The 21,592-nt window shown below is 37.4% G+C and carries 23 protein-coding genes; 7 read left to right on the top strand and 16 right to left on the bottom strand.

What is annotated here, in order from left to right:
* Together M0R16_11645 and M0R16_11640 are read left to right on the top strand one after the other, a co-directional pair.
* The coding region (locus M0R16_11645; GenBank protein MCK9613525.1) for a T9SS type A sorting domain-containing protein at positions 1-315 on the top strand (315 nt) is incomplete at its 5' end.
* A gap of 45 nt (positions 316-360) precedes the next feature.
* Positions 361-1,134: a T9SS type A sorting domain-containing protein gene (locus M0R16_11640; GenBank protein ID MCK9613524.1), complete on the top strand. Its 774-nt coding sequence runs from the start codon at positions 361-363 to the stop codon at positions 1,132-1,134.
* Between the two features lie 74 nt (positions 1,135-1,208).
* Here the strand turns inward: M0R16_11640 and M0R16_11635 are convergent, their stop codons facing one another.
* From M0R16_11635 to M0R16_11620, 4 genes are all read right to left on the bottom strand, one after another.
* Positions 1,209-1,736, bottom strand: coding sequence for a hypothetical protein (locus M0R16_11635; GenBank protein MCK9613523.1), 528 nt, complete (start codon positions 1,734-1,736; stop codon positions 1,209-1,211).
* 101 nt (positions 1,737-1,837) lie between these two features.
* A complete protein-coding gene (locus M0R16_11630) occupies positions 1,838-2,257 on the bottom strand; it encodes a DUF3788 domain-containing protein (protein ID MCK9613522.1) in 420 nt (139 codons plus the stop codon).
* Between the two features lie 3 nt (positions 2,258-2,260).
* Positions 2,261-2,416 carry a hypothetical protein gene (locus tag M0R16_11625; GenBank protein ID MCK9613521.1) on the bottom strand — a complete coding sequence of 52 codons (156 nt, stop codon included), beginning with the start codon at positions 2,414-2,416 and terminating at the stop codon, positions 2,261-2,263.
* Between the two features lie 187 nt (positions 2,417-2,603).
* Positions 2,604-5,240: a valine--tRNA ligase gene (locus tag M0R16_11620; protein ID MCK9613520.1), complete on the bottom strand. Its 2,637-nt coding sequence runs from the start codon at positions 5,238-5,240 to the stop codon at positions 2,604-2,606.
* A gap of 175 nt (positions 5,241-5,415) precedes the next feature.
* Between M0R16_11620 and M0R16_11615 the strand changes: the two genes are divergently transcribed.
* The 3 genes from M0R16_11615 (at position 5,416) to M0R16_11605 (ending at position 7,479) form a co-directional block, all read left to right on the top strand.
* Positions 5,416-5,955: a hypothetical protein gene (locus M0R16_11615; protein ID MCK9613519.1), complete on the top strand. Its 540-nt coding sequence runs from the start codon at positions 5,416-5,418 to the stop codon at positions 5,953-5,955.
* An 80-nt stretch (positions 5,956-6,035) separates the two neighbouring features.
* Positions 6,036-6,788 (top strand): isoprenylcysteine carboxylmethyltransferase family protein, encoded by a 753-nt coding sequence (locus M0R16_11610; protein MCK9613518.1) that lies wholly within the window; start codon positions 6,036-6,038, stop codon positions 6,786-6,788.
* Entirely contained in the window at positions 6,772-7,479 is a 708-nt protein-coding gene (locus M0R16_11605; GenBank protein ID MCK9613517.1) for a YdcF family protein, read from the top strand. Before M0R16_11610 ends, M0R16_11605 begins: the two co-directional genes overlap by 17 nt.
* Here M0R16_11605 and M0R16_11600 read toward each other — a convergent pair.
* From M0R16_11600 to M0R16_11565, 8 genes are all read right to left on the bottom strand, one after another.
* On the bottom strand, positions 7,476-8,543 hold the full coding sequence (locus M0R16_11600) for an Omp28-related outer membrane protein (GenBank protein ID MCK9613516.1): 1,068 nt from the start codon (positions 8,541-8,543) through the stop codon (positions 7,476-7,478). The genes M0R16_11605 and M0R16_11600 overlap by 4 nt on opposite strands.
* A 137-nt stretch (positions 8,544-8,680) precedes the next feature.
* A complete protein-coding gene (locus M0R16_11595) occupies positions 8,681-9,775 on the bottom strand; it encodes an MBL fold metallo-hydrolase (protein ID MCK9613515.1) in 1,095 nt (364 codons plus the stop codon).
* The gene (locus tag M0R16_11590) at positions 9,776-10,348 is read right to left on the bottom strand and encodes a hypothetical protein (GenBank protein MCK9613514.1); all 573 of its coding nucleotides are present in this window, start codon (positions 10,346-10,348) and stop codon (positions 9,776-9,778) included.
* 5 nt (positions 10,349-10,353) lie between these two features.
* Positions 10,354-11,013 carry a hypothetical protein gene (locus M0R16_11585; protein MCK9613513.1) on the bottom strand — a complete coding sequence of 220 codons (660 nt, stop codon included), beginning with the start codon at positions 11,011-11,013 and terminating at the stop codon, positions 10,354-10,356.
* 196 nt (positions 11,014-11,209) lie between these two features.
* Positions 11,210-12,445, bottom strand: coding sequence for a peptidase T (gene pepT / locus M0R16_11580; protein MCK9613512.1), 1,236 nt, complete (start codon positions 12,443-12,445; stop codon positions 11,210-11,212).
* Between the two features lie 83 nt (positions 12,446-12,528).
* A complete protein-coding gene (locus M0R16_11575; GenBank protein ID MCK9613511.1) occupies positions 12,529-12,906 on the bottom strand; it encodes a GxxExxY protein in 378 nt (125 codons plus the stop codon).
* Between the two features lie 58 nt (positions 12,907-12,964).
* Positions 12,965-14,977, bottom strand: coding sequence for an oligopeptide transporter, OPT family (locus M0R16_11570; protein ID MCK9613510.1), 2,013 nt, complete (start codon positions 14,975-14,977; stop codon positions 12,965-12,967).
* A 47-nt stretch (positions 14,978-15,024) separates the two neighbouring features.
* On the bottom strand, positions 15,025-16,419 hold the full coding sequence (locus M0R16_11565; GenBank protein ID MCK9613509.1) for a tetratricopeptide repeat protein: 1,395 nt from the start codon (positions 16,417-16,419) through the stop codon (positions 15,025-15,027).
* 72 nt (positions 16,420-16,491) lie between these two features.
* Here M0R16_11565 and M0R16_11560 point away from each other — a divergent pair, with 72 nt between their 5' ends.
* Together M0R16_11560 and M0R16_11555 are read left to right on the top strand one after the other, a co-directional pair.
* A complete protein-coding gene (locus M0R16_11560; GenBank protein MCK9613508.1) occupies positions 16,492-17,562 on the top strand; it encodes a CapA family protein in 1,071 nt (356 codons plus the stop codon).
* Between the two features lie 116 nt (positions 17,563-17,678).
* A complete protein-coding gene (locus tag M0R16_11555; GenBank protein MCK9613507.1) occupies positions 17,679-18,674 on the top strand; it encodes a glycosyltransferase family 9 protein in 996 nt (331 codons plus the stop codon).
* A gap of 23 nt (positions 18,675-18,697) precedes the next feature.
* On the opposite strand, the gene M0R16_11550 is transcribed toward M0R16_11555, so the two are convergent.
* The 4 genes from M0R16_11550 to M0R16_11535 form a co-directional block, all read right to left on the bottom strand.
* Positions 18,698-20,083, bottom strand: a complete 1,386-nt coding sequence (locus tag M0R16_11550; GenBank protein MCK9613506.1) for an FUSC family protein — start codon at positions 20,081-20,083, stop codon at positions 18,698-18,700.
* Between the two features lie 81 nt (positions 20,084-20,164).
* A complete protein-coding gene (locus M0R16_11545; protein MCK9613505.1) occupies positions 20,165-20,575 on the bottom strand; it encodes a hypothetical protein in 411 nt (136 codons plus the stop codon).
* Entirely contained in the window at positions 20,575-20,814 is a 240-nt protein-coding gene (locus tag M0R16_11540; GenBank protein ID MCK9613504.1) for a 4a-hydroxytetrahydrobiopterin dehydratase, read from the bottom strand. The genes M0R16_11545 and M0R16_11540 overlap by 1 nt, the downstream gene beginning before the upstream one ends.
* Before the next feature lie 2 nt (positions 20,815-20,816).
* Positions 20,817-21,590: a radical SAM protein gene (locus M0R16_11535; GenBank protein ID MCK9613503.1), complete on the bottom strand. Its 774-nt coding sequence runs from the start codon at positions 21,588-21,590 to the stop codon at positions 20,817-20,819.
* Positions 21,591-21,592: the final 2 nt, after the last annotated feature.

Raw genomic sequence — 21,592 nt, 5'->3', positions numbered from 1 at the left:
ATATACCTGATAATTCCAAAGTTATTTATACAGGGCAATGGCAATACGCCTGAACTGGAATTAACCGGTTATCCGAATCCTTTCAGTGAAAATGTTACTTTAAATTATAACTTGCCTGAAACAGGAAAAGTAAACCTGAAGGTATATAATGTGCTGGGAGAACTGGTAAATGAATTGGTAAATCAGGAACAAACAGCAGGAAAATACACCATAGAATTCCCGGGTAAAGATTTACCTGCAGGAATGTATTCTTTTAAACTTGACTTCATAAATCAGAAAGAAATTATTTCCGCAATTTTGAAATTGATTAAATAATTTTTTACATTTGTAAAAAAAAGTAAAAACTTAAAAGTTTTAATTATGAAAAAAGTCGGTTTGTTTATTTTAATTGCATTTGTATTTAGCTTTAATTCATTTTCTCAAACTGTAACATTACAAAGCGTATCAGATGTTCCAACAAGTAGTGCTGTTTCGATTGATTTATCTATGACGGGTTTTTCTACAGCTATGACCGCATGGGAATTTAATGTTGTTTATGATGTTACAAAATTAACTTTTGTAAATTTTTCAAATTTGACAACTGCAATAAACCCCGCTTCAGATTTTGTATTATATGAAAATCCTGTTGGTTCCGGCATACTTTATTGCAGTCTTTCAAGCACGTCCACTGCAGCTGTAAACGGCTTGGTATGTAAAATAAATTTTTCAAACTATAATGGACCTGCTTGCACTAATTTGACATATTCTGACCCTCAATCAGGCCCTAAGTTTATAGCTAACAATGTTTATGAGAATTTTACAGGTATTACATGGGTTACAGGCCAGGTATGCGGTGTCACTACCGGTGTTGAAGAAAATTCTCCAAACGGTTCAGTTGAAATATACCCAACTATAGCAAGAGATAATTTGAGCATAAAATACAATATGCCTGAAAGCGGCAAGATAACTATTGGTATGTATAATTTGATGGGCGATGAGATTCAGAAAGTTACAAAGTATTTCAACGGCAATTCTCAGGAAATAGAAACAATGAATACCGCTAACCTAAGCGCTGGCTTGTATTTTATTAAATATCATGTAGAAACCGCAAACACAAACACTACAAAAACTGAAAAGTTTACAGTGGCAAAATAAAATTATTTTGATTGAAAACATAAGAGGCTGTATTGTTAAATCAATACAGCCTCTTATGTTTTTGATGAGCAAAACTATTTATTTGAAAAATAATTACTTACTTGTGAATAATCGTTAAAATTAACTTTTTCCATTTCAGCATTTCTGAATATGTTTGCAGGCACAATGAATATTCTGACCGAATCCCAGGTTACATCAATACTTGAATAAGCCGATCCGTCAGGATTGTAAAGTCTTAAATCTACCGAAGTAGGATCTCTGTATATAAACATTTTTGTCTGGTATAATCCATCAGGCCCTATACCTCCACCAGAATACCATGGGTAATTCACAGTTGCGCCTGACTTATAATAAGCTAAAATAAAGCTGGAATCTACCATTCCGGATGTTAATTCCGCTGGTTTAAAAGAAACCCAAAATAAATTGACAGCATTCAATACTGTTTCTCCGAAACCATATACAGTCACATTAGCATTGCCATCAGTGCCATCAATACCATTTGTGCCATTTGTTCCTGCAGGCCCTGCAGGTCCTTCTTTTTCGCAAGATGCAGCGATAATTCCTATAAAAAGAATCATTGCCAGAATTTTTAATTTTTTCATGTGTTTTTGTTTTTAGGTGGATATCAAAAATAATAAATTAATCACAGAAATACAAGTAATTTATATAAATAAAAATGAAATAATTTCCAGGTTGCAAAAAATCAACTCGTTAGCTTGATAAGAATCAGGTTTTTTATATCACTGATTATTTTAGAAGAATTCACTTCCATTCTTATTCCCCTGCCTTCAACATAAACACGGGCCTCGCTCAGTGTCTTTTTTATTTCTTCCGACACCTTGCTTTTCAGCACCTCCAGAGTGGCTTTTTCTCCAAACACCATGGCGAACAGAAAATATTTATCCTGTGGAGTCAGGTATATGATGACACGTTTTTTATCCTTCAGGCGAAAACCCCATCCCCAGTTTTTACCGCTATGCTTCCATTCTTCAACAGCATTTGGGTAATTACTGATAACAAAATCTTTGATTTCATTCCACCATCCCATGGATTTTAGCAATGCTTTCTCAAGCATTTTTTCATCTGGGGGTGCTGATTTATCGTCAAAAATACTTAATGCCATAACTTAAAGAATTGGTTTGTTATTATTTTCTGTTTGAACTCTCTTCTTTTTATGTGTTTTACTTACGCACTTATTCTCCTTTGGAGTTTCAATATCTTTCGTCAGGGTTCCTGTGAGTGTAGTTTTTTGCCATTCTTTTTCAGTTCTCTTTGTTGTCATTTTTTTCTCAGAAATATAAAAATCTGTTTTTTTATCCGGATTGCACCTCGAACAATTAGGTGCAGTTTTGCATGAGCTGAAAATAATACAGCAAAAAAACAGTGTGGATATTAAAACCCTTGATTGAGCTGATAAAAAATATATCATCGCAAACTGATGAATAACGAGAACGGAAAAACAAAAAATATTATTGCTTCAGCGATTGTATTTGTTCTGTAAGGATGCGGATTTTGCTTTCGGCATCGGCTTTCTTTTTCATTTCGGCAGCTACAACCTGTTCCGGGGCGCTTTTTACAAAACGTTCGTTGGATAGTTTCTTATTCACCGATATCAAAAAACCTTCAAAATATTTTAACTCCTCATGAAGTTTATTTAACTCACTTTCAATGTTTATATTGCTGTTTTCTAAGGGTATGTAAAATTCAGTGGAACGCACCAGGAAAGTAACAGAATTGTCAGGCTTTGTATCAACATAAGCCGTGCTTTTAATGTTGCATAGTTTTCCTGCAACAGTGTCGAAAGTGGTATCGGGTTTTTCATCATTGTTCTTCCGCACCATCAGGTCAATGGCGTCTTTGAAAGCAATATTCTTTTCCTTGCGCACCATGCGTATCTGCGAAATAACTTCCTGTACATAGGAGAAACTTTCTATAAAATGTTTATCATAAGCGGATGGTTCGGGCATACGCGACATCATCACAGACTCGCCGTCTTTTCTTTCACGCAGCTGTTGCCATAGTTCTTCAGTGATGAAAGGCATAAAAGGATGAAGCAGTTGCATCAGCTTTTCAAAAATGGAAACAGTATCATCCAGAGTTTTTTTATCAATAGGTTTTTGATAGGCCGGTTTTATCATCTCAAGGTACCATGAGCAGAAGTCGTCCCAAATAAGTTTATACACAGTCATCAGCGCATCCGAAATACGGTATTTTTCATAATGACTGTTCAGCTCTTCAAGAGCTTCATTCAAACGGTGCTGTACCCATTGTATCGAAACCTTGTTCTCTTCAGGTTGAGAGAGTGATTCATCCACATGCCAGCCTTTAATCAGACGGAAGGCATTCCATATCTTGTTGCTGAAATTTCTGCCCTGTTCACATTGCGTTTCGTCGAACAGCAAATCATTGCCGGCAGGAGAAGCCAATAACATCCCCATACGCACTCCATCTGCGCCGAAATTTTTAATAAGGTTCATGGGCTCAGGAGAATTGCCCAGCGACTTAGACATTTTGCGCCCCTGTTTGTCTCTTACCATACCAGTGAGATACACATTGCTGAAAGGTATCGACTTTCTGTATTCCAGTCCGGCCATGATCATCCGTGCCACCCAGAAAAACAGAATGTCCGGGGCTGTGATAAGGTCGTTGGTGGGGTAATAATATTTTATATCCGGATTGTCCGGCTTTCGTATGCCATCGAAAACAGAGATAGGCCAAAGCCATGATGAAAACCATGTGTCCAGCACATCCTCATCCTGTTTTATCTCAGAGGTTTGAATTTCTTTGTTCAGCAAAGCTGTGGCTTTTTCTGCTGCATCTTCAATACTTTTGGCCACCACCACTTTTCCTCCGGGCAGGTAATATGCGGGTATGCGTTGTCCCCACCACAGCTGGCGCGAGATGCACCAATCCTTTACATTTTCCATCCAGTGGCGGTATGTGTTGATGTATTTCTGTGGGTAGAATTTAACTTTCTCTTCCAGTACCACATTCAGCGCCGGCTTGGCAAGCTCCGACATTTTCATAAACCATTGCATCGAAAGTTTGGGTTCAATCACTTCGTCTGTTCTTTCAGAAAATCCAACTTTGTTCAGTATGGGCTCCGTCTTTACAAGGTGGCCTTTCAGCCGTAGTTCCTCTGTGATTTTTTCACGGACAACAAAGCGGTCTTCCCCGATGTAAAGCTGGGCTTTTTCATTAAGCGTTCCATTGTCATTGAAAATATCTATGCTTTCAAGCTGATGTTTTATGCCAAGATTATAATCGTTGATATCGTGAGCCGGAGTAACTTTTAATGCACCGGTTCCGAATTCACGTTCAACATACTCATCAAAAATCAGCGGAACTGAACGCTCGACCAGCGGGATAATTATACGTTTTCCTTTCAGACGCTGATATCTTTCATCTTCGGGGTGCACGCAAACGGCAGTATCACCCAAAATAGTTTCCGGACGTGTGGTGGCGATGGTTATCCATTCGTCTTCACAGTCTTCTATTTTATAACGTACATAATACAGAGCAGAATTTACTTCTTTATAATTCACTTCTTCGTCTGAGACAGCAGTGAGCGCTTTCGGGTCCCAGTTCACCATGCGGACACCCCGGTAAATTAATCCTTTATTGTAAAGGTCAATAAAAACATCTATCACGGATTCGTACATCGAAGGATCCATGGTAAAGGAGGTGCGCTCCCAGTCGCACGAAGCCCCAAGTTTTTTCAGTTGTTCCAGAATAATGCCGCCGTGTTCTTCTTTCCATTCCCATGCATGTTTCAAGAATTCTTCGCGCGAAATATCTTTTTTACTGATGCCTGCTTTTGCAAGCTTTGCCACAACTTTCGCTTCGGTGGCAATAGAGGCATGATCAGTGCCGGGAACCCAGCAGGCGTTGCAGCCCATCATGCGGGTGCGGCGGATAATAATGTCCTGAATAGTATTGTTAAGAATATGTCCCATGTGCAAAACACCCGTAACATTAGGAGGGGGAATTACGATAGTATAAGGAGCGCGTTCATCGGGTTCGGAATGAAAAAAACGATGTTTCAGCCAGTAGGCATACCATTTGTCTTCGGTGAGTGTCGGGTCATATTTGGTAGGTAGTTCCATAAAATCAAAATAAATTGCAAAGATAGTTATTTGAACTTAAAGTGTGAAATGCCCCCAAGGGGCACTTGTGGTCGGCTTAAAATTGTGCAAGTGACGGTCTGACTGCCCAGGGCGCAGCTTGCAGGGAAGTCAGGCTGTCACTAAAACCCGAAGGCAAAACCTTGCCTAATGTTTTTTGATTTTTTGTTACTTCAGTCAAAGTTTTTTTCTATTGTTCTTTTGTCTTGAAACAAAAGAACCAAAAATTCAAGTGCTGCAAGATGTCCTTTTCGCACAGAGCTTGCCAAGGATAGCATACATTCCGTCTGTCGCTGCTTCCCCGATTAAATCGGGGAAAAGGCGACTTTACACACAAGCCTACGCCCTGTATGCTATGCCGAACTGCTTGCAGCACGAAGAGAAAAACAAAACCTGTATTAAAAATATTGAAGTTTCTGCTAAGAATAAAGAATATTATGCTGAATTTTTGGAGCGCTGGGGTGTCCTGACGGGTGCGTGGGTGGATGTGAATCAGAAAACATTAGAAAATCTGCAAAGGCGCCAAAAGCGTTTCCCGACCAGCTATGCTGTGTCGGGACTACTTTGCTTAGATTTTCTTTGTTTTCTGAGAGCGGGCAGAAGCATTCGTCAGGACTTGATTTTTTGTTTACTTTTTGATCAAGCAAAAAGTAAAAAGAAATCGCTATTGCAGCAGCTTAAAAAAGCCTCCCCTTAAAAATTGAATTTGGAAAGACTAATACAAAAAAATCAGGTCTGCAATAATTTTTCTACTTTTACAAAAATTTTCATAAAACCATGGCATTACAGGAAGAATTGGAATCGCAGGGAAATTTCCTGTTCCGTTACCGCGGCACACTGCCACTAATAATTCTTGCAGTCGGACTCATTGTCTTTGCTCTGGACATATACCAGAACAGATGGCTTGAAAAAACCTGGCTCGTGCAAAATGTAAATTTTATTGCCATAGCAATATGCATGCTCGGGGTTTTTATCAGGGCATATACTGTTGGCTATACACCAGCAAACACTTCAGGAAGAAACACTGTCGGGCAGCTTGCCGATGAACTGAACACCACCGGTATCTACTCAACAGTGAGGCATCCGCTCTATGTTGGCAACTTTTTTATGTGGCTGGGTGTGGCGGTGATCACGATGAATTTCTGGTTTATCATTGCTTTTGTGTTGTTCTATTGGATTTATTACGAACGCATCATGTTTGCTGAAGAGCAGTTTCTGCGCGGAAAATTTGGAGAAACATACCAGGTATGGGCAAAGAAAACACCGGCATTTATTCCTTCATTCACCGCCTGGCAGAAACCAAAGATGAGCTTCAGCTGGAGAAAAGTGCTGAAAAAAGAGAAAAATGGATTCTTCGCTGTTTTTCTTGTGATATTAATTTTTGAAACAGTAAGAGATTTTATTGAAAAGAAAATATATATCATTGATGAGCTTTGGCTTATCATCTGTGTTGTTGTTTCCGGACTGCTTTATCTTGTCCTGAAAATAATTAAAAAGAATACCCGTTGGCTGGATGAAGAAGGAAGATAAACCCGCTCCTAAGATAAATTCGGATATTTTTAAACTACGGCTGCACCTGCTTGATTTTGCATTTATTTTACTGGGGTTATCGTTTATGCCTTGCACCCGGAGAAAATATTTTGTTAGGGCACAAAAACAAAAATATGATATCCTTATAGTCCCCGGCATTCCATATGATGGAAAACAATGGAATTTTATCATGAAAGGCAGGGTGTACTGGGCAAAATACCTTTTCGATAAAGGGATGGTAAAAAATATAATGTTCTCTGGCAGTGCGGTTCATACACCCTGGTTTGAAGGTAAAATTATGGCGCTGTATGCAAAAGCAATAGGTATTCCTGAAACAAATATCTTTACAGAGGATGACGCAGAGCATAGCACCGAAAACATATTTTTTTCTTATAAAAAAGCCCGTGAAATGGGCTTTGCGAAAATTGCATTTGCCTCCGACCCCATACAAAGCAAGGCATTGAGGCGTTTTATTAAGCAAAAAGTCAGCGCTGAAATTGCTTTGATACCAATGGTTTATAATTATCTAAGAGAAATAGATTCAGAAATGTTTGACCCTCAAATTTATACAGTAAGTGCGCTGGCACAAAACTTTGTTCCATTAAGAGAGCGCGAAAGGTTTCAAAAGAGATTTAATGGTACTCTGGGAAAAAACATTCACAAAAAAAATCAGATAGAAACCAATAACTAATCTTTTACAAGTTTACTGAAATAAACATTATTCCCTGTATTTACTTTAACAAGGTAAAGTCCTTGTTTCAATTCATGCAAGTCAATAAATATCAACTCTTTTGCTGCAAATCTTTGGGATAAACACAACTTGCCTGTGATATCGTATATTTTTACATCCTGGCTTTCTGCCTGACTGCCTTCACATTGTAAATCAACAAAAACATGGTTCTTCGATGGATTTGGATACAACAATATTCTTTGTTTAATATCTGTTTTATTTGCTGAGACAATGATATTATTGGCGGTAATTATTGCTCCGGTGATTATTTTTTCATTAGCAGCATTTCTCAGGTAAGCAACAATATTCGAATTCTGAATCAGGTACTGACTTGTTGAATTATCAAAAACAAAATTTTTTAAAAACAACGAATCTTTATTTGCCTGTGTGCATAAGGTGTCTCCCCATTGTGCCGTAAGCGCTTCACGAAACACATGATTGTGAATATAATTTACGCCTCCGTTTTTTTGTTCGGCAACAATGCTATCTTCTGTCAGCATTACATATAAAGTACATGTTTCATTTACCGTATCGGTAAAGTACACTTCAACGTCAATGCTCAGGAGCGAAGATGCCGGATTATACACTGCCCCGATGCCAATATTAAGTGGAGAACTTTCATTTAATATGGTATCGGTAAATTGCCGCCATTTATCAGTGGATTGTTCACGTATTGCAGGTTGCCATGTACGGCGGTTGATAAAAGCGCCGGGGAAAAAACGCATAGACTCATGAACAAAAGGTATGGTAAAAAACGCATCAATATAAATCCTTCGCAGGTCGGGGCTGCCACTGTAAGGCGTCGTTAAAGAACTGCCCACAGTGTATGGATGCATAGACACGGGAATAATTCTTCCGGGATTTTCCCCGATAATGCTATCCAGAAGCCTGTGTCCTGCCGGGCAGAAAGAGCATCTGACGGCAGTAAATACTTCAAGAACAGCATTTTTGCTATGTGGTAAAGTGTCGGTTAGTGTTTGTGAATAACATGCTGATGCAAACGTAAAAGCCAGGTTAATCAGCATTATTTGTAAAAAAACGAATGAAGCACATTGACCTTTACTGTTGTGCATCTTGGTTAATTAACAAAATAAATACAGCGAAAAAAAATCACATAATATCGCCTAACATTATATAATAAAATCATAAAAAAAATAATGCCTCAAAGTTTAGTTGCTGTTCCAAAAATCTCAATTTGCCAATTGGTGTCATTTGCCATATTAACTCTTGCTCGAATAATACCATGCTTATAAGGGACTTCCTCAAGTTCAATATTTAAATCACGCATCATTTTTAGAGTTGCTTTATCCCTCTTTTTTGGATTTCCTTTGCTGAAATTTGAAGTAATAAAAAGTTCGTCAGATTTATTTTTATAAATTTCTTGCATTTTTAATGTCGGTAACTTTTGACCCCTATTCCAAGGGGTTAGGCCAGATTTTGTGGAATTAGACAACATATCATCCCATAATTTTTCGTGATATGCATTTTGAGAGCCATGATGAGGTATTTTAAAAAAAGCCGCTTTTTTATCAACTGATTGACTATTATTCAAAATATCATCCCACCCTATTTTACTGTTTGTGGCCGACACTTCAAGATCAGCGCCAAGTATTGCTCTGTGACTACCAAGCTTTACAAATAACGCAACGCTATTAAAATTTGGTGAAAGTTGAACAATATGTCGATTAGATTGACCATATTCTGTAATCAAATTTGATATTTCTAAATCAAATTGTTGAATTGCTGTATCAGATGGTGAAAGAGAAATAACTTGGTTAACAAAATCGTTAACTGAAACTGTTGCTAATATTCTATCTGGATATGAAAGTTTAAGTTTCGATTTACGATCTTCTATTATTTCAATACATTTATTAAACTCTTTAGTGCTTGATGAAGTAGCGTCTTTTAATATTTTTAAATAATCCAATGATACCATTCTTAAAAACTTAACTTTATCATTAGCTTTTGCAAATGAAAAATCAGATGTAGCACAATTTTCCAATAGTTGAGAAATTCCTAAAATATGGTCATCATCCCAGTGTGTACAAACAATGAGAATTACATCTTTATTTGTATTCACATTAATGCTTTCTAAGTATTGAAGTGGTAAAGATTTGTGGTTATTTGGATCAATACAAGAATCAACGACTACCCATTTCTGATTACCCAAATGAATAACACAACTTTCACCATACCCTCCCCCAGTACCAATTATGGTTATTTCGCCAATTAAATTATCAGGCTTAATAAAATTCATTTATTCCCAATTCAAGCTGGATGCGATTCTGTCAGCTCTATCAATTGCATTATTAAAATCACTTTCTGTCAATTTCGTCAACCTTTGAAATCGAATTAGTTTCTGCTTTGCAAATGTTCCTCTTGAAACATCATATCCCACACTTAAATAAAAAACAGCACCTATTTGAATCATTTCTTTTTCATCAATTAAATCTTTATCATGAATGTCAAAAGTGCCAATCTCAAATGTTCCTGGAGCAGTTATATCCTCTAATTTTGCTTTGAATTTTCTTTCATTTATTTCAATAATATATCCTACCCATCGCTGGGTATTCTGGGTATGATTCAAAGAAGAAGAAATTCTCTTTGCACTTATTTTTTGAGGAAAATATAACGGCAGAGTATTTATATTAAAATCTCTTTTTATTTCATTTTCAGATATACTATAAACATTATCAATCTCTTTTGCTTTAATTGATATCTCATTTTCAATATTACTAAGAATATTAACTTTATTGTCTAGATTAAAAGAAATTTCAGTTAATTTTTCATCTAATATCCAATTACATTTAATATCTGTATCGTTTTCCATAATTTTTATATTTTTTCCCATAGTTTTTCAATAATTTCATCAGCTCTCGTATAAGAGTTAGCCCAATTATCTTTTAAACATTTCATCATTTCTCCATTTCGACCATTTTCACCAGGACTTAATGCATAATGGTCATTAATATTTATTGAAACTCCGTATTGAATGTTTTGATCAGATGGTCGAACTTTAATTCGGACAAAACCAGGCAACCCATCTTTTCTTTCTTTTTCATGTACTTCAAAAGATAAAACTCGAGGGTTATTAATCACATCTTCCCAATTATTTAATGGAGCAAGTTTATTTCCAAATTCATAAAATTTATCTTTATCCGGTAAGGCAAAATGCATAATATGATTTATTCCCATCGCTTCAATAGGTGTTTCAGGTAAAATAGTAAAAATGCTGATTACCAAATCCCTTAATGGTTCAAAATATGGTTCCTTCGCTGTCCTAACTTCAAACCTCTTCTTTGTAATCTCTGTACTTGCCCATCCAAGGTCAAATTTAACAAGTTCATTATGTATTAATTCCACATCTGTATCTACCGCCTCCTGTTCTTTTATTAGTTTTTTATTTGCCAACCAAAATGGCTGAATAATTACAGGATTAAAGTCGCCAATAAATACTATGCTTAACGAATTTACTTGTAAATAATCTTTTAGCATAAAAAATCGGTTTTATTGTACAATAATAGCGTATTTTTCTTAATTATATTTTCTTTTTAATAAATTAAAATTACTATTCATCTTTTAAATAGCTGAATGTCAGAATTATTACCAAATTTCAAAGTTAAAGTCAATATTATTTATTAAATCTGTCTTTGTCTTTAAGATAGTGTTGAAAAAAATAAAAATCCTACATTTATGCCTTATTTTTTGAATACAATTCAACGATTTTCAGAATCACTTCTGTAGCTTTCACCATGGATTCCACAGCGACATATTCAAATTTTCCGTGGAAGTTATGTCCGCCGGCAAAAATATTAGGGCAGGGTAATCCCATGTATGAAAGGCGTGCGCCATCGGTACCGCCACGGATAGGAACTACTTTAGGGATAATTTCCAATTCTTCCATTGCTTTTTTTGCAGTTTCCACCACATGAAAAACGGGCAGCACCTGTTCTTTCATATTGAAATACTGGTCTTTCATTTCTAGTCTCAGAACATCAGCCCCGTAACGGGTTTTCATAAACTCAACACAATCTGTGAAGAACCTTTTCTTGTTCTCGAACTTTGTTTTATCATGGTCGCGGATGATGTATTGCAGCATGGCATTTTCCACGGTGCCTTCCATTTTCACTATATGAAAAAACCCGTCGTAATCCTGTGTGTGTTCCGGCCTCTGGTTAGGTGGCAGCATGGCATTAAACTCCATGGCTACCAGCATGGCATTGATCATTTTATCCTTGGCATAACCCGGATGTATGTTACGTCCCTGGACAAAAACTTTAGCTCCGGCAGCGTTGAAATTTTCATATTCCAGTTCTCCTATGCCTCCTCCATCAAGAGTATAAGCAAAGTCAGCATTGAATTTTTTCACGTCAAAGTGGTCAACACCGCGGCCAATCTCTTCATCAGGAGTGAAGCCGACTTTAATAGTGCCGTGCTTGATTTGCGGGTTTTTGACAAGATATTCCACCGCCGTCATAATCTCTGCAATGCCCGCTTTGTCATCAGCGCCAAGTAGTGTTGTGCCATCGGTCGTTATCAGGGTTTTCCCAATGTATTCATTTAATTCCGGAAACTCCTGAGTGCTGAGCACCAGTTTTTTTTCTTTATGGATGACAATATCATCTCCTTTGTAATCATACACGAAATTCGGTTTGTCAACCTTGCCTGGCATATCGGGGCTGGTGTCCATGTGGGCAATGAACCCGATGGAGGGAATTTTTTTATCCGTATTTGCCGGAAGTGTTGCCATCAGGTAGCATTTCTCATCCAGGGAAATATCCTTCAAACCAAGGTCTTCCAATTCTTTTTTTAGCACATGGGCAAGGTCAAATTGCTTTTGTGTGCTGGGTGTTGTTTGTGAATTTTCATCAGACTGAGTATCGATTTTTATGTATTTTAAAAACCGTTCTAATACTTTTTCTTTCATAATTTATTTGTTTTATTATCCAAAATTTTTTTAACCACAGAGGAAACAGAGTCCGCCGCGGCGGGCCACAAAGGGAACAGTGTTTAATATCCATGGATTAACCTTTTAATTCCGTCTTTTAGTTTTACTACGTTAAAATTAAATAATAAACCAATCCGGCATTCAGAAAGTTTTAAATATGTGAGTACTTGTGCCGTATGGACATCATTTAGTTGTTCAACTGATTTAATTTCAACAACCACTTTATTTTCTACAAGTAAATCAACTCTATAACCACATTCTAGAAATACTTCTTCGTAAATCAACGGGAGTGGCTTTTCTTTTTCTACAAGTAAACCTGCTTTTTTTATTTCATAAAATAAACATTCTTTGTAAGAAGACTCCAATAATCCTGGGCCTAAATTAGTATGAACTTTAAAGGCGCAGTTCAATATCTTTTCAGTAACCTTATTGTCTTCCATATCCCTCTGTGTAACTCTATTTAAACTCTGTGCTCTCTGTGGTATAAAAAAGTTAGTTTCAATCTTCCTTTTTAGCCCTGAATGATTCCCACACAAAATAGGCGATCAGTGCAAGGAATGCAATCAATGCAGTAACTTGAGCTCCTGTGCCGGTATCATCTGCCCATACTTTCAGGTTTACCGCATCCGGATTGTTTGTGAAGAAAATGATAAGGGCTCCGATAACACCAAATATGGCTGCTCCGGCAATAAAACCTGAAGAAATCAGAATCCCTCTCTGTATGCGGGCATTAGCAAGTTTTTCATCTTTAGTGGATTTTTTAAACCAATGATTCAGCAAACCTCCAACAACTAGGGGCGTGTTGAGTGGCAGCGGGATGAACATTCCCAGAGCAAATGCCAGAGGAGATATTTTCAGCCAGTTTACAATGAGTGAAATAATGGCCCCAATACCTAACAGCACCCAACTCACACCCGAGCCGGACATCAGCGGTTCAATGATGGCTGCCATGGCGTTGGCCTGAGGAGCCACCATAGGGTTATGATGTCTGTCGGTTTCAACAAATCCGTAAGCATCATTAAGTATAAAAATAACAATACCCACTGTTGCTGCAGAAAGCAGTGTTCCAAGAAATTTGTAAGTCTGTTGCTTTGCAGGTGTGGTTCCCAGCCAGTAACCAACTTTCAGGTCTGTGATAAAGCCGCCTGCCATGGATAAGGCCGTACACACTATGCCTCCTATTATCAGAGAGCTGACCATTCCCTGCCATCCTTTAAGGCCAACAGAAACCAACACAACAGAAGAAAGAATAAGAGTCATAAGTGTCATACCTGAAACAGGGTTAGTTCCCACAATAGCGATAGCGTTTGCCGCTACCGTTGTAAATAAAAATGAAATTATTAACACTGTCAGCAAGGCCACTATTGCCTGAACCAAAGTTACCTGAACACCTAACAAAAGGAAAACAAATACTGCAATAAGCGTGAGAAAAATAATGAGCATCACAAACGACATTTTCAGGTCTTTCTGTGTACGCTCCACTTTAACTTCCGTATGTGTCTTTTTTCCGATGCCGAATGCCAGTTTAAATGCGCTCCCAATTACCCCCGATGACTTGATGATTCCGATTATTCCTGCCATGGCAATGCCCCCAATGCCAATGGGGCGGACGTATGCTTTAAAAATATCTTCGGCGCTCAAAGCCTCAAAAGGATTAATACCGCCTCCGGACTGGGCAATCAATGCCCCTATTTCATTGACGAGCGGAATTAACACAAACCATGATAAGATAGAACCCATGGTAATTATTAATGCAAAACGCAAGCCGATAAGATAGCCAAAGCTGAATATAAGGGCGCTAACATTGAATTTAAGAACCATTTTAGCTTTTGTAGCCAGTGTTTCGCCAATGGGAATGATACGGGTGGTGATTTCTTCACTCCACAAGCGTAATGCTGCAAAACAAAAATCAAAAATACCGCCGATAAGCCCGCTGACGATGAGCAGTTTTGCCTGTGTGCCGCCTTTTTCGCCTGTCATCAGTATTTCAGTAGTAGCTGTGGCTTCTGGAAAAGGGAGTTTCCCGTGCATGTCTTTCACAAAATATTTGCGGAACGGAATGAGGAAAAGAATTCCCAAGAAGCCTCCAAGGAGTGATGAGAAAAATATCTGCCAGAAATTAACTTGTATGTCGGGGTATTTGGCTTGAAGAATATATAGTCCGGGTATGGTAAACACAGCGCCTGCAACAATAACGCCGGAGCTGGCCCCTATGGACTGAATAATCACGTTTTGTCCGAGCGCATCCTTCCGCCTGGCAGCAGCAGAGGCTCCCACAGCAATTATGGAGATGGGAATCGCAGCTTCAAAAACCTGTCCTATCTTTAATCCCGAATAAGCGGCAGCAGCCGAAAAAATCACAGCCATCAGTAAACCCATAAATATGGACCACCACGTTACTTCAGGAAAATTCATTTTCGGTGACATAACTGGTTGATATTCCTCACCGGGCTTTAGCTCGCGGTATGCATTTTCAGGTAAACTCTTTGTAGTTTGTTCGTGTTCCGACATAATTCCTCCTTTATTTTTATTGTTTGTTTATTTTTAATTTAAGTGCCTTAAGTACTTTTTTTGCTCCGTAAAAATATAAAAACTATAATAAAAATGACAAATGCGGCCGAAAAAATAAAATAGTACATTTTTTTATCTGTTTCCGTGCCATTTAAATCATGGTTGACACGGCTTGTCTTTACCTTCTCATTGCTGTCTTTTACAAATAAACTGCCTTTTGAAAAATGTTTTGCATCCTTTTGTATGGAATCGGCTAAAATCCAATACATATCATCATAATAAAGCCCTCTGGTTGAATCATCAATCAAATAGTACACTTTTGAAAGGTTCTGATAATTATCCAGTAATTCATGACGGGCATTAATATCTTTAGCAATTTCCATGCTGTTCAGGAAAAAGTTAAGGGCCTCTTCGTATTCTTCATTTTTTAGCAACATCATTCCTTTGTTCGAAAGAACAATGGATGCCCTTCTTTTATTTCCAAGTTCCAATTCCATTAATAATGATTTAAAAAGATATTCATTAGCTTTTTCATCATTGCCTGTAGCCTCATAAATCAACGCGAGCAAATTCAAGCCTGATGCAATTCCCTGCAGGTCGTCAATCTCATATCTTATTTTAAGGGAATGCCTGATATACAGATACGATTTAAAATAATCTTTTTGTGTGTATAGCATTTTGGCAATGTTGTAACACGTCATTGCAAAACGGTTTTTATTAGCTGTTTTTTTAAAAATAATCAATGCTTTATCATAATAATTTTTGCTTTCAGGGCTCATTCCGTTATCCTGATAAGCTACCCCGATGTTCATAAGACATTCGCCAATGCCGTCATAATTTTTAAATTTTATTTCCAGAGCAAGTGATTTCTGATAATAAGCAATAGCCATATCGTACATTCCCTGAAAGTGATAAACTATCCCGGCATTGCTCAGTGAGCTTGCCAAGGCTTGTTCGTCATTTAATTCAATATCTGTTTGTATACTTTTTTGATAAAATAGCAGTGCTTTTTTATAATTGCCCAAATCCATATAAATGATACCAAGGTTATTGACACAACTGGAAATACCTTTTTTTTCATTAAGTTTTGTATAAATTTTAAGAGCTTTGTTGTAACAATTTATTGCGTTTTTGTTTTCACCGGTAAAATAAAGAACAATTCCTTTGTTTTTTAGCGCCATAGCCATATTTGATGAATCATTAAAGGAAAAAGAAAGCTGATATGCCATTTCAGCATATTTCATGGCTTCATCGGGCTCATAATACCAAAGTTCGCGTGTGAGTTGATGCAGTAAATCAATTTTTTCGGTACTTTGAGCTAAAACCAGTTTTGATTTAAGGCTGTCAATGGTTTCATCTTGTGAAAACGTATGATGCGAAAAGCAAGTAATAGTAATAAACAGAAAAAAAACTTTATTAAAATTGTATTTATTGCTTAGCATCCGGCTGGAATATTTCACAAATCAAAAGTAGAAAAAATGTCAATAAATCCTAACTTTGCATAAAAATCACAGATGAAGAAAGTCATCATTTTAAAACTCTTTCTCATTTTTTTTGTTTTTAGTGCCCAAGCACAGGACACTACGCAAACTATAGCCTCCAAAGACACTATTGTAATAGTTGGTGTGGGCGATGTGATGCTGGGGACGATTATTCCATCCCGGGAATTTTTACCTCCCAATGAAGATTGCTCTAATGAATTTGTCAATGTAAAACATATTTTTCAGAATGCTGATGTGGCTTTTTGCAATTTAGAAGGAGTCTTTACCGATACACCTGCCGGGCGTAAATCCTGTAAAAACACCAATTCCTGCTGGACTTTCGGGATGCCCACAAAATTTGTGAATTGTTTGGTGGATGCAGGTTTCGACCTTATCAGCGTGGCAAATAACCACACCAAAGATTTTGGGCCAACAGGCAAGGAAAGCACAGCCAAAACACTGGAAAATGCAGGGCTGCAATATGCAGGCTGGCTGACGAAGCCTTACGCCATATATGAAAATGACAGCGTGAAATATGGTTTTTGTGCTTTTTCGCCCGAAACCGGAAATTGCGATGTACGCAATTATGCCGAAGCTCGCAAGCTGGTTCATTTTCTGGATTCTATCTGTGATATAGTAATAGTTTCATTCCACAGCGGTGCCGAAGGAGCCGAACATCAGCATGTTCCGCGTAGAGATGAATCGTACATGGGCTATAACCGTGGCAATGTGTATGGATTTGCACATCAGGTGATTGATGCCGGTGCCGATGTGGTTTTTGGGCATGGGCCGCATGTAACAAGAGCCGTGGAAGTTTATAATGACCGGTTTATTGCATACAGCATGGGAAATTTTTGTACTTACAGCAAAATAAGTGTAGCAGGTGTTTGTGGACTGGCTCCGATTATGGAAGTTTTTACGGATAAAACAGGCAAGTTTCTGAAAGCACAGATTCATTCTACCAAACAAATTAAGTATCAGCCACCGCTATTCGATGAGAGCAAACAAGTATTAAAAATTATTCAAAACCTGACTAAAACTGATTTTCCGGAAGTGAAGATAAAAATCACTGATGAGGGTGTAGTAACAATGGAAAAGTTTTGATCAACTGTCGGGGTAACTGTCTTTTACGTTTGCTACATGCGCAGTCACCCCGACAGTACTCAAAAACCCTTATTAAATAATTTTGTACTTTTGAAATGTCAAGTTCATTATATTAAATGCAGCCCATTAAAAAAATCCTCATCATCCGTTTCAGTTCTATAGGCGATATAGTACTTACTTCACCCGTTGCTCGTTGCATTAAAAAGCAACTGCCGGATGCAGAGTTGCATTTTCTTTTAAAAAAACAGTACATTCCATTACTTGCAGAAAATCCATACATAAGCAAGATTCACACTTTTGAAAAAAAAGTGAAAGAGATTATTCCGGAGTTAAAAAATGAAAAATTTGATTTTATAGTTGACCTGCAGAAGAATCGCCGTTCCATCTTTGTCAGGGCATGCCTGGGAGTGCCTTCAGGAACATTCAACAAATTGAACAAAAAGAAATGGCTTTACACTAATTTTAAAATAAATCTGTTGCCAAAGGTTCATGTGGTTGACCGCTATTATCAGGCAGTAGAAAAACTTAATGTTATTAGCGATGTGCAAGGCCTTGATTTTTTCATACCTGATAATGATAAAGTTGATATTAATAAATTTTTACCTGAAAATTTCCACTTTGGGTTTATTGCTCTTACTGGTGGAAGCAAACAAAATACCAAACAACTGCCATTTGAAAAAATGCTGGAAATCTGTAAGGCCGTTGACAAACCCATTGTGTTGTTGGGTGGTACAGAAGATTTTGATAAATCCGAAAAAGTACGTGCTACACTTGGTGAAAAAGTTTTTAATGCATGTGGCCTTTTGAATATTAATCAATCTGCATCCGTGGCTCAGCAGGCCGATGCAGTTATCACCACCGATACCGGCTTGATGCATATTGCAGCAGCTTTAGGTAAAAAAGTCATTTCCATTTGGGGGAATACAGTACCTGATTTTGGTATGTATCCTTATGACCCTTCAGGAAAAGAAAATTTTCACATTGTTGAAGTTAAGGCGCTTAAGTGCCGTCCCTGCAGCAAACTCGGTTATAAACAATGTCCGAAAAAACATTTTCGCTGCATGATGGAAATTGATGTTGGAAGAATTTCGGAACTTGCAACCCAATTATAAGATTCCTGAATTACTTAACCTTTTTATTTCCGGATATAAGAAATTAGTCTGGGAAGTATATAATTCAAAAATAATACGATGGCAATAAAAGGAATTATCCACACAACTCTTGCCTGGTAACGGTTCAGTACATTAGATAAATTGGCGCATACCGCTGCATTGAATATAACTCCGGAGAGATTCACTACAAGAAAAAGATATATTTTGTCATGAATTTTATACCTGCTAACAATAAAAGCAATAAGTATTAATGATAATACAACAAAAAGCAGGATAACATCATTTAAAGTGTCGAATTTAAATTCTTCCTTAGATTGTTTTGAAGTACAAAATTCATGTTTAATTTCTTTTTTTGGATAGCATTGTATGATTTTATCATATACTGATCTCCAGGATTCCGATGTAAAATTCAGCAGGTCGTCTCCGACCTTGAACTCCAGCAGTTGCTTCAAAGTAGAAAGGGAGAAATCTTTTACAATGGTTCCGTAATACTTTGGAGATTTAAAGATATTGTTGACTATTATTTTGGGCTCTTCCTGGTAATTAGCCCAACCACCCATTTTGTAAAAAATTCCATTCAAATCCCATAAAAACATTTGTGAGGAACTGGGAATATCGTCTTTGAATTGGCATATCTGGTAATTTTTTTTATCATAGTTGTCCCTGAGGTAAATGTCAATAACCCCCGTGTCTATTAATCTTGCAAATGTAAAAACACCACTGGTAGGTGATATGGTCGCTTTTCCGTAATGGTCGTAATTATATTTTATCAGGTAAGTTATTGTTCCTAAAAAAACTATCAATACCAAAAGGGTACGGTATAAAGTTTTTTTTCTGTAGGAAGCAAATGTCTTTTTCAACAGTATGAAAAGCCAGAGGGTTGCCAGTATCATCAGTAATATGGGAAAGTTGCTCAAGTGAGAGAAGATGATAAAAAATAATAAGGTTGAGTAAAGGATATAAGTTATAATATTGTTTTTCCCGAAAATGACATTGAAGACAGCCAGAATCAGAAAGGAAGTCAGCACATCGGGCATCAGCAAACTAGTGTACCATCCAAGTGTGGAAAAAATTACCAGAATGCATAAAGTCAGGAAATGATATATTTTTTTAAAACCAATATGGACCAGGACAGTTTTAAGTGAGTGGTATATCAACAATGACGCAATCATTCCCTGCATGAAAATTGCATACCACAGCGACGTTTGCCAGGTTGTTGCCCTGATGAAGAATCCGTATCCAATGGGTCTGTCCAATGAGGGAGCCAATGTCATGGCCGACTCCAGATACAGTGCCGAATCAGTATAAAAAAGAACATACCTGTTGTATAATGCAGGAATGCAAAGTATGAGCGCTGTCAGGATAAAATACAATATGATTTTTATCGAAGATTTTATTTTTATTTTCATTGTCTGAAACGCAAATTAATATTGTGAGCAAAAATAAAACTAATTCTTCTTTAAACCCAAAATCATTTCTCTGTGATGATTTTATCTGAACCTCATTTTATGGTAGTCGTATGAATTCCGCCTTTGTTGTTCAAGCACGTCAAAGATTTTTTTTGCAACAAGAATAAATACTTCCATGTTGTTTTTTTTCAGCCATTCTATTGCTTTGGGCTTGTTGCGGCATGCGTCGGCAAAAACAATATAGAATTCCATTTTGTTTTTTTGCAGCCATTTGTAAGCATCTTCATACCCATCCATGGCATTGCTGAGTATGGCAAGATGCGGGTATCCGTTTTTCAGCAGCCAGAAAAATGCCTGATTGTCGGAGTTGATGCAGTTGGACAATGACGCCAGCTCGATGTATCCGTTTTCGGCAAGCCACTTGAAAATTTTTTTATTTCCGCTAACAGCTTCTGCAAAGGCAAGTAATATTTTGGGTTCGTAATTTTGCATCAGAGGTGGTAATAGATTTCGTCTATCTGACTTGAAAGCTCGTAATTTTTATCTGAAACAGCATGTTCATTGTCGTGAGAAATTAATTTTATGGTTACCAGATGCCGTGAGTTCTCCCAAACAGGATAATGATTCATTTTTTCGCATAACAAGGCCACTTTTGTAATAAAAGCAAAAGCTTCAATAAAGTTTTTAAACTCAAAGGTGCGTTCCAGGCTGTTATCTTTTTCTATCCACATTATTAATAAACGATAGCTTTCAGATTCAGTTGCTCAACTTTATTAGCAATTTCAAGAAGTTCTTCCCTGCTTATTTTTTCAAGTTGCGCCAGTGGCGGTCTCCGGTCAATGGAATATACCTGTACTTCAGCCGGTTTAATTTCATCAAGGTGTTTTAGCCAGGTATTTAATTCGCTTTCTTGGGTATTGTCAATAATTTTATCTCCTATTTTTCCACGGACAAACATACTTTGAATGACCAGTCTGCCATCAAAGCGTTTCAGGTTGTTCACAATTTCACTTAGCGTGATGCTGATTCTGGGGTTGTTGATAATCTGAAAAGTTTCTTCTGTTCCGGAGTCAAGTTTCATCAGGTTGTTGGTTTTGAGCAAAGCCCGAAACACTTTTTCGTTCGAAAGCATTGTGGAGTTTGATAGCACAGTAACTTTTGCCAAAGGGAAATATTTGTCTCTGAGGCTCAACGTATCATCAACAATTTCGTTGAATTGAGGATGCATGGTGGGCTCTCCGTTTCCTGCATAAGTCAGCGAGTCTACATCTAACTGTTGCCCTTTCAGTGTTAAAAGTTTGGTTTCAAGTTCACGAAATATTTCTTCCCGGGGATGAAAATTTGCCTGGCTTACATCACTGGCTTCCGTCCATCCGCATTCGCAGTAAATACAATTAAAAGAGCAGAATTTTACATGAGTCGGCAGTAAGTTAATGCCAAGGGAAACGCCCAGTCTTCTGCTTCGTACCGGGCCGAAAATAATGGAATGGAACAGGCTGTTGGACATAT

The organism is Bacteroidales bacterium (genome assembly GCA_023228145.1).
Classification (GTDB): domain Bacteria; phylum Bacteroidota; class Bacteroidia; order Bacteroidales; family CAIWKO01; genus CAIWKO01.
This window is presented reverse-complemented; position numbering and strand designations above follow the sequence as displayed.